Source organism: Rhizobium sp. CFBP 8762 (assembly GCF_014841565.1).
Classification (GTDB): domain Bacteria; phylum Pseudomonadota; class Alphaproteobacteria; order Rhizobiales; family Rhizobiaceae; genus CFBP-8762.
Map to the genome: position 1 here is coordinate 46,549 of NZ_JACYUD010000010.1, position 13,510 is coordinate 60,058.

Annotated in this window: 11 protein-coding genes and 1 pseudogene; 8 read left to right on the top strand and 4 right to left on the bottom strand. The window is 57.8% G+C overall.

Annotation, left to right across the window (positions count from 1 at the left end; genetic code table 11):
- Positions 1-12: 12 nt before the first annotated feature.
- Positions 13-198, top strand: coding sequence for a 50S ribosomal protein L32 (rpmF, locus tag IFT84_RS19570; protein ID WP_192122306.1), 186 nt, complete (start codon positions 13-15; stop codon positions 196-198).
- 161 nt (positions 199-359) lie between these two features.
- Here rpmF and phaR read toward each other — a convergent pair.
- Positions 360-686: pseudogene (phaR, locus tag IFT84_RS19575) on the bottom strand (polyhydroxyalkanoate synthesis repressor PhaR); the annotation flags it as partial.
- A 165-nt stretch (positions 687-851) separates the two neighbouring features.
- On the opposite strand from phaR, the gene IFT84_RS19580 reads away from it, so the two are divergent.
- The 7 genes from IFT84_RS19580 to IFT84_RS19610 all read left to right on the top strand — a co-directional run bounded on the left by IFT84_RS19580 (position 852) and on the right by IFT84_RS19610 (position 9,346).
- Positions 852-2,033 (top strand): acetyl-CoA C-acetyltransferase, encoded by a 1,182-nt coding sequence (locus IFT84_RS19580; RefSeq protein ID WP_192122308.1) that lies wholly within the window; start codon positions 852-854, stop codon positions 2,031-2,033.
- Positions 2,034-2,267: 234 nt separating this feature from the next.
- Positions 2,268-5,309 carry a helicase-related protein gene (locus IFT84_RS19585; RefSeq protein WP_192122400.1) on the top strand — a complete coding sequence of 1,014 codons (3,042 nt, stop codon included), beginning with the start codon at positions 2,268-2,270 and terminating at the stop codon, positions 5,307-5,309.
- Between the two features lie 84 nt (positions 5,310-5,393).
- Positions 5,394-6,305: a hypothetical protein gene (locus IFT84_RS19590; protein ID WP_192122309.1), complete on the top strand. Its 912-nt coding sequence runs from the start codon at positions 5,394-5,396 to the stop codon at positions 6,303-6,305.
- A 42-nt stretch (positions 6,306-6,347) separates the two neighbouring features.
- The gene (locus tag IFT84_RS19595; protein ID WP_244651306.1) at positions 6,348-6,803 is read left to right on the top strand and encodes an RNA-binding S4 domain-containing protein; all 456 of its coding nucleotides are present in this window, start codon (positions 6,348-6,350) and stop codon (positions 6,801-6,803) included.
- Between the two features lie 194 nt (positions 6,804-6,997).
- Positions 6,998-7,336 carry a ferredoxin FdxA gene (gene fdxA, locus IFT84_RS19600; RefSeq protein WP_192122310.1) on the top strand — a complete coding sequence of 113 codons (339 nt, stop codon included), beginning with the start codon at positions 6,998-7,000 and terminating at the stop codon, positions 7,334-7,336.
- Positions 7,337-7,711: 375 nt separating this feature from the next.
- Positions 7,712-8,281 (top strand): CarD family transcriptional regulator, encoded by a 570-nt coding sequence (locus IFT84_RS19605; RefSeq protein ID WP_192122311.1) that lies wholly within the window; start codon positions 7,712-7,714, stop codon positions 8,279-8,281.
- Positions 8,282-8,482: 201 nt separating this feature from the next.
- Positions 8,483-9,346 (top strand): RNA polymerase factor sigma-32, encoded by an 864-nt coding sequence (locus IFT84_RS19610; protein WP_192122312.1) that lies wholly within the window; start codon positions 8,483-8,485, stop codon positions 9,344-9,346.
- Positions 9,347-9,397: 51 nt separating this feature from the next.
- Here the strand turns inward: IFT84_RS19610 and IFT84_RS19615 are convergent, their stop codons facing one another.
- The 3 genes from IFT84_RS19615 to thiP all read right to left on the bottom strand — a co-directional run bounded on the left by IFT84_RS19615 (position 9,398) and on the right by thiP (position 13,506).
- Complete coding sequence (locus IFT84_RS19615) at positions 9,398-10,900, bottom strand: M48 family metalloprotease (protein WP_192122313.1); 1,503 nt, start codon at positions 10,898-10,900, stop codon at positions 9,398-9,400.
- A 241-nt stretch (positions 10,901-11,141) separates the two neighbouring features.
- Positions 11,142-11,879, bottom strand: coding sequence for a thiamine ABC transporter ATP-binding protein (locus IFT84_RS19620; RefSeq protein ID WP_192122314.1), 738 nt, complete (start codon positions 11,877-11,879; stop codon positions 11,142-11,144).
- On the bottom strand, positions 11,872-13,506 hold the full coding sequence (gene thiP / locus IFT84_RS19625) for a thiamine/thiamine pyrophosphate ABC transporter permease (RefSeq protein WP_244651312.1): 1,635 nt from the start codon (positions 13,504-13,506) through the stop codon (positions 11,872-11,874). The genes IFT84_RS19620 and thiP overlap by 8 nt, the downstream gene beginning before the upstream one ends.
- Between the last annotated feature and the right edge of the window lie 4 nt (positions 13,507-13,510).

Genomic DNA, 13,510 nt, shown 5'->3' on the forward strand with positions numbered 1-13,510 from the left:
GTGGAGTTTGAAATGGCCGTTCCAAAAAGAAAAACAAGCCCGTCCAAGCGCGGTATGCGCCGCTCTGCTGACGGCCTGAAGTCTGCTACCTTCGTTGAAGACAAGAACTCCGGCGAACTGCGCCGCCCGCACCACATCGACCTGAAGACAGGCATGTACCGTGGCCGCCAGGTTCTGACACCGAAGGCAGAAGCATAAGTCTTCTACATTGATTTTAAAAAAAGGCCGGTTTGACCGGCCTTTTTTATGTCTGCAGCGTCTTATTTCGTTTGTCTTATCGGAAACCGGTTTCCGCTTTTCCCCTGACACACTTCAGAGGCGACAGTGATGCATGGTCATGCCCGTGGCTCCGTGCCGGGCTTCTGACTTGCAAATGTCTGCATGGAATCCTCTAGAAATCCCGGCACCGCTCGCTGACGCGGATCACCATAAAATGTAATCAGTTGCCGCATGAACGAGACCGGCAGCAATGTTTCGCCGGTCTTTCCTTCCTGCTCGACAATAATCTGCGTGAGGACAGAGCGGGTAATATCATCGCCGCTGCGCGCATCCTGTACGCTGAAGTCATCACCACGCTTGATCAGCTTCGCCAGATCATCCAGCGTCACGTAAGCGCTGGTCGCGGTGTTATAAAGCCGCCTGTTGGCGTATTTTTTGATGGTTATGGGCGCGTTATTCCCGGCCATAGTGTTTAATCCTCCCTGATCTCCCACGCCAACCTTATGCGTAAAGAAACCATCCTGACAATGTTTTTGTGCAACGCCACACGCCATCGCCGCGTTTGACATTGACAGCACGGTCCGCCCCTCTCCATCTTGGAAAATGTGTCGTAGGAATTTGAGGGCATAAGAATGAGCCAGCCTGCAATTGTCATCGCCAGTGCAGCGCGCACAGCCGTCGGCAGCTTTCACGGTGCCCTTTCGGCCATAGCAGCGCATGAACTGGGTGCCTGCGTCATCCGCGCCGCGCTGGAGCGGGCCAGTGTGGACCCGGATGACGTGAATGAAGTGATCATGGGGCACGTTCTGGCAGCAGGCGAAGGGCAGAACCCCGCACGCCAGGCCGCCATGAAGGCCGGACTGGGCCATGGGGTTACTGCCTTCGGCATCAACCAGTTGTGCGGCTCCGGTCTCCGGTCCGTAGCCCTCGGAATGCAGCAGATTTTGACGGGCGATGCGCAGATCGTTGTTGCCGGCGGCATGGAGACCATGTCGCTGGCACCACATTGCACCCATCTGCGCAACGGGCCGAAGATCGGCGACATATCCCTGATCGACACGATGCTGAAGGACGGTCTGACAGATGCCTTCTACGGCTACCCCATGGGCATGACTGCAGAAAACGTTGCGCGTCAATGGAATATTTCACGCCAGGTGCAGGATGAATTCGCCGTTCAGTCGCACGCGAAAGCCCATGCAGCACAAACTGAGGGGCGATTTGCCGAAGAGATTGTACCGTTTATCGTGCCAACCAAGGGCGGCGATACGGTGTTTGACACGGACGAGCACGTGCGCGCCAACGCGACACTGGAAGGGCTGGCAAAGTTGCGTACCGTGTTTGACCGGGATGGCAGCGTGACCGCGGGCAATGCCTCGGGCATCAATGACGGAGCGGCAGCGCTGGTATTAATGAGCGAAGCGGAGGCCGTGCGGCGCGGCATCACGCCGCTGGCACGCATCGTCTCCTGGGCGACTGCGGGGGTCGATCCGCAAATCATGGGAACAGGACCGGTGCCCGCCTCCCGCAAGGCGCTGGCAAAAGCAGGCTGGCGAGTGAGCGATCTCGATCTCATCGAGGCAAACGAGGCCTTTGCGGCGCAATCCTGCGTCGTTCAAAGCGAACTTGGACTGGACCCCACACGGCTGAATGTGAATGGCGGCGCTATCGCGCTCGGCCACCCCATCGGGGCATCAGGTGCGCGCGTACTGACCACCCTGCTCTACGCCATGAAGCATCGTGAAGCCGCGAAAGGCCTAGCAACGCTCTGCATCGGCGGTGGCATGGGCATCGCCATGTGCGTGGAGCGCGTTTGAGGCTAGAGCACCTGTTTTGTCGCATTGCCCAGACGTGAAACGACTCCGTTTTCACTGGAAATGCTCTAGAAACAACGCAACCATGAAGCGCAGCAGCACAAAAAAGTCCCCCTGCCTCTTGCCTTTAGGGCGTGGCATGGGCATGTGTTGCACGTCCGTCGCAGGCATCATCGTGCGCCGTGCGGCAAAACTCTTACGCTTGCGCCGGGATCATTGCCCTTGCCTGCCCAACCTATGATCCTCAGCGGACGCGGCGTTACCGCCGTGCTCGGGCCAACCAATACCGGAAAGACCCACTACGCGATTGAGCGTATGGTGGGCCATGAGAGTGGTGTTATCGGCCTGCCGCTCCGTCTGCTGGCGCGTGAGGTCTATACCCGCGTGGTGGAGCGTGTTGGCTACCACAATGTGGCGCTGATCACGGGTGAAGAGAAAATCACCCCCGCCAATGCCCGCTTTTCCGTGTGCACCGTAGAAGCCATGCCGCGCGAAACCATGGCCTCTTTCGTAGCCATCGATGAGATTCAACTGGCGGGCGATCTGGAGCGGGGCCATATTTTCACCGACCGGCTAATGCATTTGCGCGGACGGGGTGAAACACTGCTGCTGGGCGCAGCCACGATGGGCCCGATCCTGCAGCACCTGCTGCCCGGCATCACCATCGTCGAGCGTCCGCGCCTGTCGCAGTTGTTTTATTCCGGCAGCAAGAAGATTACCCGCCTGCCCCAGCGCACGGCCATTGTCGCGTTTTCCGCTGACGAGGTTTACGCCATCGCCGAACTTATCCGCCGTCAGCGCGGCGGGGCAGCCGTGGTGCTGGGTGCGCTGAGCCCGCGCACGCGCAATGCACAGGTAGCGCTGTATCAGGAAGGCGACGTGGAATATCTGGTGGCAACCGATGCGATCGGCATGGGTCTGAACCTTGATGTGGACCATGTTGCCTTTGCACAGGACCGGAAGTTCGACGGCTACCAGTACCGCAACCTCAACCCCGGCGAACTGGCACAGATTGCCGGGCGCGCCGGTCGGCATTTGCGTGATGGCACCTTTGGCGTGACCAGCCGGGTCCAGCCGTTTGACGAGGAACTTGTCGAGCGGATCGAGACGCACCGGTTTGACCCGGTCAAGGTCTTGCAGTGGCGTTCCAAGCAGATGGATTACTCATCGCTGCAAGCGCTCAAGAACTCGCTTGAAGCCGCTCCCCGCATCAGCGGCTTGACCCGCGCCCTGCCCGCAATCGATCAGCAGGCGCTGGAGCACCTGTCCCGCTACCCCGAAGTAACCCGCGTTGCAACGACACCCGCCAATGTGGAAAAGCTGTGGGAAGCCTGCGCCCTTCCCGATTACAGGCGAATCACACCGGCGCAACATGCTGATCTGATCTCGACGATTTACGCCGATCTGGTAAAATTTGGCCGCGTGAACGAGAATTTCATGGCCGAACAGGTGCGCCGGTCCGATAGAACGGACGGTGAGATCGATACTTTGTCGGCGCGCATTGCGCAGATACGAACTTGGACCTATGTGTCGAACCGGCCAGGATGGCTTGCCGATCCGACACACTGGCAGGAAAAGACGCGGGAAATCGAAGATCGATTGTCCGATGCGCTACATGATAGGTTGACGAAACGCTTTGTTGATCGCAGGACATCTGTGCTCATGAAGCGCCTGAGAGAGAATGCGATGCTGGAAGCCGAAATCAGTGTAAATGGTGATGTCTTTGTTGAAGGGCATCATGTGGGTCAATTGGCCGGGTTCCGGTTCACGCTGGTAGCGGGAACCGAAGGGCCGGATGCCAAGGCCATACAAGGGGCTGCGCAAAAGGCGCTGGCGCTGGAATTTGAAGCCCGCGCAGCACGTCTGCACGCAGCCGGTAACGGCGATCTGGCCATGAGCTCCGATGGGCTGGTGCGCTGGCTGGGCGACCCGGTGGCACGCCTGACGGCAAGCGACCATGTCATGCGTCCCCGCGTTATCGTTCTGGCCGATGAGCAGCTGACCGGCAACGCCCGCGACCATGTGGTTGCCCGTATCGAGCGCTTCGTCAATTATCATATCTCGACCGTGTTGAAGCCTTTGGACGATCTGTCGCGCGCCGAAGACCTCGAAGGTCTGGCCAAGGGCCTCGCGTTCCAGCTGGTAGAAAACCTCGGCATTCTGTTCCGCCGTGATGTTGCAGACGATGTCAAATCCCTGGATCAGGATGCGCGCGCCTCCATTCGCCGCCATGGTATTCGCTTCGGTGCCTACCACATCTTCATGCCAGCGCTGCTGAAGCCTGCTCCGGCTGAAATCATTACACTGCTCTGGGCATTGAAAAATGATGGTCTCGACAAGCCCGGTTACGGGGATCTGATTCCCGTTCTTGCGGCCGGTCGCACATCCGTTGTCACGGATCATTCATTCGAGCGCACGTTCTACAAGCTGGCGGGCTTCCGCTTCCTAGGCAAGCGCGCAGTTCGCATCGATATCCTGGAACGTCTGGCGGATATCATTCGTCCACTGCTACAGTGGAAGCCCGGCACGACGCCGCGCCCTGACGGGGCGTATGACGGTCGCCGGTTCACCACCACGACGTCCATGCTGTCCATTCTCGGCGCAACGCCCGATGATATGGAAGAAATTCTGAAAGGTCTCGGCTACCGCGCCGATAGTGTAACGGCAGAAGAAGCTGCACGTTTCCTCGGCACGCAGACGCCCGCAGAGGCGAAAGCTGCTGCAACGCCTGAGGCAACACCGGACTCTCCTGAGACTACGGCGGCACCGGTGGAACCAAAAGCGGAAGAAACCGCAGCCGAGACACAATCTGAAGCACCGACAGACGTGGCTGCAGAACCAGCGGAACCCAAGCCTGTTCTCTTGTGGCGTCCGGGTACGCGTGGCGACCAGGGTACGCGTGGCGACAACGAACGTGGCGGTCAGCGTGAAGGCCAGCGCGATGGAAACCGCGGTCCTCGCCCGCAGGGCGACCGTCGTCCGCAACGCGCGCAGGCTGCACCGGGCGGCGAACGCCGCGAGGGTGACGATCAGAACCGCAAGAGCGGCGAACGTTCTGAACGCAATGACCGCAACAAGCCCCGCCACGGCGGCAAGCCACAGAGCGGCCCCCGCCCCGATGGCAACCAGCCACGCGGCGAGCGTCAAGATCGTGGCGGCAAGCCATCCAACACTCAAGGCCAGAGCTATCAGGCAGCCGCGCCGCGCAAGGAAAAGCCAATTGACCCCGATTCGCCCTTTGCAAAGCTGGCCGCGCTGAAAGAACAGATGAAGAAGTAAACGGCGATATCGCCCATCTGCCTTGTTTGAGTGTTGTCTTATGACGTAGAACCCTGTCGATTCGTCATCGGCAGGGTTCTATGTATGGATAGAGATCAGATATCTCAGGTTCTATCGCAAATCCCCAACCTTCGATCAGCGAAGGGCTTTGTCTGTCACGTCTTGTTCGGACCTGCCGCAAAACTTCGTCGTCTGCGGACAAAAATCAAACACAGGGATAGTGGAGCGGTTTTTGATATTTCCGGTGACAGGCTGACTGTGAAATGTGTTCATACTCTTGAGCTGAATGATATTCACCATTGCATCTCCCAGTTGGAAAGCGACGCGGAAGCATTTGGCATAGAGTACGATGGGTTCGAAATTGATCTGGATCGGCGCGAGCCGGACATGCCGCTTGAACCCTTCGAGTTGTCTTTTTCCGCAAACACTTATGTTCGCTTTCGTCTTCGCACCGGTCGCTTTGGATATCTGCATTTTTTGGGTGGTGACAGGAATAGCGGTTATCTTTTTGATTGCCTTGAGCTGGTGGATGACGGAAACGCCGGCATTTGCGACCTTATCAGCGCCCCGCGTCTTTATCGTCAGCCTATTCAGGCAAACATTGATCCTACAAAAGTAGAAGCGGTTGGGGCAGGTCCAAGCCAAACAGGCCCCTTATGCGTGACCTTCCGGCTGGCAACCGGATTCCCGCTACCGGACAAAATAGAAGCTTTTGTTTCCAAACTTGGCATCGAGATTCCATACAGAGAAACGGACTGGCCTATTATTTTGGAGAAAATGGCCGCACACGGTATTTCCTTGCGATGCGGTGAGCCTATTGATTATACGGCTGAACTTTCCAAGAAGGGCCGCTTGTCCTGGACGATGGGTGATACGATAATTGAAGCTCGTACTCCTGAACCGATGTTATTTGGGACATATGCCACCCTTGATATGCTTGAAGACGCCCTGTTAGGCACCTACGATAGGATATCGTACACCGATATAGTTTTTTGACCGCAGCTTTGCGGCAATCCACGCGCGCAAGGAAGGTAACGTTTGGAAAAAGACAGTCTTCCAACGGGTTTGAAACCGGAGCAAAGCGCACCTGTTGAGCGGCAGAGGCTTGATAAATGGTTGTTCTTTGCCCGGTTTCTGAAGTCGCGCTCTCTGGCGCAGAAAGCGATTGATGCCGGTGATATCCGCGTTAACGACACGCCGGTGCGCCAGTCTTCGTTCACCGTCAAGACCGGCGATATCGTCACCATTGGTCTGGACCGGCGTGATCTTGTCGTTCGCGTTCTGCATGGCGGCGCGCGGCGCGGGCCCTACGAGGAAGCCCGGCTTCTTTACGATGATCTGACGCCGCCGCCCGAGCCGCTGACCAAGTTTGAGCACGCCACCAGAGAGCGTGGCTCGGGACGCCCGACCAAGAAGGACAGAAGGGAGATCGACCGGTTTAACCTGTTGAGTGCCCCTGATCTGCCAGCACAACCGGACGATGAGCAAGTTTAGAAATCTCTGCTAAAGCTGGCGGTTTTTTCGGGATTGTTTGCTCTTGCAATGGGGTATCAAAGCCTTTACCTCCAACGCATCCGCACCATTCAGATGAAAGAAACGAAAATGTGCGTCTGACACTTTGATGCGGGGTGGCCGTCCAAGCCACTTCAATGCGCTCTATAACGTGAAAGTTCGCCGGAGTTCTCCCCATGACGTACGTCGTTACCGACAATTGCATTCGCTGCAAATATACCGATTGCGTGGAAGTGTGCCCGGTTGACTGCTTCTATGAAGGTGAAAATTTTCTCGTCATCAATCCGGATGAGTGCATTGATTGCGGCGTGTGTGAGCCGGAATGTCCCGCCGGGGCGATATTCCCCGATACGGAGCCGGGATTGGACAAGTGGTTGGCGATCAATGCAGAATTTGCCGAAAAATGGCCAAATTTGACCGTCAAGCGCGATGCGATGGACGGTGCCAAGGAGATGGACGGCGAAACCGGCAAGTATGAAAAGTACTTCTCGCCGGAGCCGGGTACAGGCGACTGACACCTGTTCGGTTGAAAATGCTGCAAAGGACGATTCGAATCGCCCTATAGCGATCTTTGCGCTCATGTGAAGCAAATAATTGATTTCCGCAGATTTTTGTGTTAGTGTCGCAACACTGATCCAAAATCGGTGCGCATTTTGCTGTCATCGAACACACCCACGAAAGCAGATGATCTTCCATACGGCGGTACTTTTTCATAGGCGGCCAAGGTTCATAAGTGACCAAGGCTGCTGACGGCGACCGCAGTGGGAGAGTGTTTGCGCTTTGATGGCCGGACCAGGAAATGGAGTCCCCGACGGTGACCCCGTCTTTCCCGGGCCTGACTGACCCGGCCCCGGCTATACCGGGAGCATAACAGGGAGTTTTTGAAACGAATGACGACACCACAGAAAAAATCTTCCGCGCGCCATGGCTTTAAGACCGGCGAATCGATTGTTTATCCGGCCCATGGCGTTGGCCAGATTGTGACCATCGAAGAACAGGAAGTAGCAGGCATGAAGCTTGAACTTTTTGTCATCGATTTCGAAAAAGACAAGATGCGTTTGAAAGTGCCTGTTGCCAAGGCCGTTAGCATTGGCATGCGCAAGCTGTCAGAGACGGATTTTGTCGAACGCGCCCTTAAGGTCGTTCAGGGCAAGGCCCGCGTCAAGCGCACCATGTGGTCCCGCCGTGCGCAGGAATATGATGCCAAGATCAATTCTGGTGACCTGATTTCGATTGCTGAGGTTGTGCGCGATCTCTACCGCGCAGAAAACCAGCCTGAGCAATCCTATTCCGAGCGCCAGCTGTATGAAGCTGCCTTGGACCGAATGGCGCGTGAAATCGCGGCGGTCAACAAGATGTCCGAGACGGAAGCTGTTCGTCTGGTTGAGACGAACCTTGCCAAGGGTCCCAAGCGCGGCAAGGCAACCGATGAAGACGATAGCCAAGACGAAGCGGCTTAACCTTCTTCATGGGGCTGAATTCAGCGGCCCTTGCTTTTAAAAGACCCGGCCCTAGCGCCGGGTTTTTTGTTGGGAACTTTCCTTAAGGCGGTGCGTTTCAAAAACAACCCCAGAGCAGGCGCGCTCGGGAATGAATCGCTTTTCGCCCCGTTATGCCTGAGGTCAATCTTGGGCACGACCAGCGACCTTGGAGAAAGCCTCATGAAACATCTTTCCGCAGACAGGCGCATGATCAAAATTGCCATGGCGGCGCCCTATCTGGCACGGTCGGAAGAACAAGCTCTGGCTCAGGCGTGGAAAGATAATGATGACCAAGGTGCACGCAACAAGATTGCCATGGCGCATATGCGGTTGGTGATTTCCATGGCCGGGAAATTTCGCAATTTCGGCCTGCCGATGAATGATTTGGTTCAGGAAGGCCATATCGGACTTCTGGAGGCCGCAGCTCGCTTTGAGCCAAGTCGTGAAGTGCGGTTTTCGACCTACGCCACGTGGTGGATTCGCGCTTCTATGCAGGATTATGTGCTGCGCAACTGGTCAATTGTCCGTGGCGGCACCAGTTCGGCACAGAAGGCGCTGTTCTTCAACTTGCGTCGTTTGCGTGCCCGTTTGGCGCAAGGCGATCGTCAGTTGACGGCACAGGCGATGCATGAAGAAATCGCGGGCGCTCTCGGTGTCAGCCTTGCTGACGTGCAGACCATGGACGCGCGACTGTCCGGTAACGACGCGTCACTGCAAGCGCCGATCTCATCGGGTGATTCCGACAGCGGTGAACGACTGGACTTGCTGGCAAGTGATACCCCGCTGCCCGACGAGCAGGTTAGCGATATCATTGATACGGAGCGTCGGCGCGATTGGTTGAACCACGCTCTGGGCCATCTGAATGATCGCGAAATGAAGATTATTCGGGCCCGGCGCCTTTCAGACGACAGCGCAACGCTGGAAGAGCTGGGTGTGGACCTTGGTATCAGCAAGGAGCGCGTTCGCCAGATCGAAACCCGCGCCTTGGAAAAGCTGAAAATGGCCTTGGTAGCTAAAGCCCCTGCCCTTGCCGTTATGCATTGAAACTTTGAAACCAAGTATCGGGAACGCGGACTGGAAACAGCCCGCGTTTTTTTATTCAGCGACGATTTTCAGCTTCTGTCCGGGCGTCAGACTTGCGGTCATCGGCAGGGCATTTAGCACACGAAACAGATCAAGCTTACGGTCAGTCCCCATCATGCGTTGCGCAAGGGATGCCATGGTATCGCCGGGCTGTACGGTGATGATCCGGATTGCCAGCGGCTTCAGGCTAGCTACTTCATCCGGTGTCATGCGCCGGAAGGTTGCGCGCAACGTCTGCGCGGTCGGGTCCAGCGCGGTTGACCCCTTCGGCACCGCCGTCAAGAACCGGTAAATCTGTGTATCCAACCGGATCACGGTCACATCGAAGTCCCACCGCTCGGCCGATGCGCGTGCTGTGGCTGCTTCCAGACCGTTGATGGTTGTCGCCCGGATGGTTTCGGGCTGCAGCCCCGTCACCCACCCGCTGGCAATGTAATTCGTCAGGCTGCGGCCTTGCGAATCAGCCACGCCGTCAAAGCGGATTGCCGTTTCGTTGGGACCGGTCGCCAGAACTGCTTCCGCTTTGTTGTCGATGCGAAACCCGATGGGAACGTCGAACCGGATTCCCAGCTTTCCGTGCAGAAAGGTCTGGCCGCGCACATAGCCTTCCTGCGGGCTGTCGCCAAACAACAGGCCATCAATACCGGCGAGGTAATAATCGGCACCCTTATCGCCGTTTTCACCTTCCGCGCCAAAGGCACGGGCATGGCGCCGTGCAAGTTCCAAACGCTGCGGTGCATTGGGGTGGCTGGAGAGAAAGTCGAGGCTCTGGTCCGTATCAGGATCAACCGACATGAACCGGCTATAGGCGGACATGGATTCCAGAAAACGCGCAGCCGCGTACGCGTCATAGCCCGCCTCGCCCAGCATGCGCACACCGATCACATCGGCCTGAAGCTCCTGATTGCGGGAGAAGGCCGCCATACGCAGCTTGCCCCGCGCCAAAGCCTGCTTTCCGGCAATGTCGCTGGATAGAAGCTCGGATGCAACCCGGCTGGCAATGACTTCGGCCTCTTCCCGCTGCTGGCGTTGAATGCCGTGATTGGCTGTCACATGGCCCATTTCATGAGACAGTACCGCTGCAACTTCGGAGGCATCGTTGGCCAGCGCCAGAAGGCCGCGTGTGACATAGAGATAGCCACCGGGCAGGGCAAAGGCATTGATGGCGGGCGAGTTGAGTATGGTAATGCGGTAGGACTGGCTCGGGTTTTCCGATACTGCCGTCAGGGCACCGGTGATGCGCGCCACCAACCGCTCTGTCTTGGCATCCTTGTACTCGCCGCCGTAGCTTGCAACAATGCGCGGATGCTCACGCGCCCCGATTTGAGCCCGTGGATCGTTCTTCTGTACCTCGGAAACGATCTGCGGATTGGAGGAGGGAGCCACTGTCGGCTGGTAGCTCTGGTCCAGCACGGACTGGCAACCCGCCAGAAGAACGGACGCGCTTAAGGCTCCCCACAGTAGACTCGTGCGCAAAATGCGATTGCCTGGCAAAACGCCCCTCTGATCTTCCATTCCGTTTAGCCCGTCCAGTCTGTCTGCTACCTTACCGCGACCGCAGGTCAACATTTGTGACGCGCCCTATCCGCTTCAACAGATAAGAACCCACAGCGCTGGCGGCAACAGCCCCACGCTGTAAAAACCTGCGGTATTTCAATATCGTACTTACCATATCCTTCGGCACACGCTGAAATGAACTGCCCCCGGACACACTCACCCATGCCGATTTCTGGCGACTGTTGCATGAGCAGATCGTTTAAATTGTGTCAGCAGAGGGACGCGGTCCGGTGGCGCCCAAGAACATGCGTGTCGCAGGATCATCGGTTGCCAGAAAATCCGCTTTTGGAAGATGGGCAAAAATTCGCCCGCCATTCAGAAACAGCACGCTATCCGCAAGATCGACGAGATCATCCGGGTGGTGCGTGATGAGAAGAATGGTGTTGCCGGTCTCTTCGTGAAGGTCACGCAGAAGCTGGCGCATATCGCCACGCAGGCCCGGATCAAGCGCGGCGAAGGGTTCATCCAACAACAGCAGCGGTTGGCGTCGCACGAACGCGCGGGCGAGGGCCACCCGCTGCCGCTCTCCGCCGGATAGTGTCGCCGGGCGGCGCTTTTCGAAACCCGCCAGACCAACGCGTGCAAGTGCCTCGGTTATTCTGGCTCTTTCCTGGGCGGTCAACCTTAAGGCGGGGTTGATGCCAAGCCCGATATTGGTGGCGATATCGAGGTGTGTGAACAGGTTGTTGTCCTGAAACACCATGGATACCGGTCTTTGTGCAGGTTCCAGAGCCGTAACGTCTCGTCCTTCAATGGACACTTTACCCGAATCCAGTTGCTCAAATCCGGCTATCACATTGAACAGGGTGGATTTGCCAGAACCGGAAGCGCCAGCAACCGCAACGATTTCGCCCTGGCTGACGGTACAGTCAAATGACAGAACGGTCGCACCGAAGTCAACGACGGTGTTTGAGAGAACAAGGACAGGACTAGCCATGATGAGGTTCCAAAGGCGCACGGCCCCGCATGGTGCCAAGAATTGTCAGGCCAACACAGATCAGCCCGAGCAGGAGCGCAAGCCCTGCGGCATCGGCGGTACGATAGCTGCCCATCCGGCTAAAGAGTAGCCAGGGCAGGGTCACCATATCCTGAGACCCGAACAGCGCAACAGCACCCAGATCACCCAGAGACAGCGCCATGGCAAAGGAAAACGCCATGAGAAACGGAAGTTTGAGAACCGGCCAATCTATCAGGCGGATCCGGGACCAGCCGGAAAGGCCCAGACTATCGGCAAGTCTGGCCGTGCGGCTGCGGTGTTGGGCAAACGCCGGGTCCAGCACGCGCACCACGAAGGGCAGGGCCATCAGCACATTCACAGCGATGACAAGGTAAGGCGCAAACGTTGCGACGTCGCCTATTGGACGCACCAGTAGAAACCAGCCGGAACCGAGCACGACCGGCGGCACGAGCAGGACGAGCGAGGTGCTGGCCGATATACCCGAGGCCAGTGCCAATGCGGATGGTCCCGCCCTGCGGCGCGACAAGGCCTGTTGCCGCGCCCGTACAAGGCTGGCCGCAAGAGCAACCGTCAGCACCCCGGCGGCACCGGCAATGGCGAGACTCGTTAGCAAAGCTTTGTGAACCTGCGGGTCGCTGGCAAGCCGCCCCAGATCCGCCGCAAGGCCGGACCGGACCACAGCGACCAACGGCGCGGCGGTGAACACAAGGAACACAAAAAGGGTGGTTGCATCGCGAAGGCGCGCACCAAAGGAGCGACCATCAAAACGACGAACGCGCTGACCGCTGGTGCGGCTATCGTCTTCCACCACGGCAAAGCGAGCGGCAATCCACAGCAAGGCACCGGTAAAAGCAATTTGCAGACAGGAGAGGGCGACGGCGCGGGTTGGGTCGAAATCCAACCGGAGCGACTGATAAATCGCCACTTCAATCGTAGTTGCAGCCGGTCCGCCGCCCAGTGTCAGCACAAGGGTAAAGCTCGTTGCGCACAGCATAAAAATCAGGCTGGCAATTCCGGGGATCAACCGTGCCAGCGCTGGCCATTCCACAAATCGAAAGACCGCAACCGGTCCCATGCCAAGATTGGCCGACAGCCGCCAATACTCGTTGGGCAATCGCTCCAGCCCCGCCAGCATCAGCCGTGCGGCCAGTGGCATGTTGAAAAAAACATGTGCCAGCAGAATGCCAGTCAGACCATAGATGCTAATGGGCGCGGCTCCGGTGACGCTGGTCCACAGGCTATTCAGCCAACCTTGACGGCCCCAGATTTCGACTAGACCCAAAGCCGCAACGAGGGCAGGCAGGCCGAGGGGCAGGGCCATGAGCCGCACCAACCAGATGCGCCCGGGAAAACGGCTTTGCCGCGCCATGGCGCGCGCCACCGGAAGAGCAAACGCAACAGAGAGGAGGGTGGAAGCAACAGCCTGCAACAGCGTGAAACGCGCCACACGGTAGATATAACTATCGAACAGCGCATTTCCGTCGAGCGGACCACCTACCGGAGACAACAGGAGCGACAGCACCGGAAGGCCGACGAACAGGCCCACAATGGCAAGGCACACTGCGCCCGCCAGCATGGCACCTGTTCTGCCGGATAAGGCTTGCATCCGT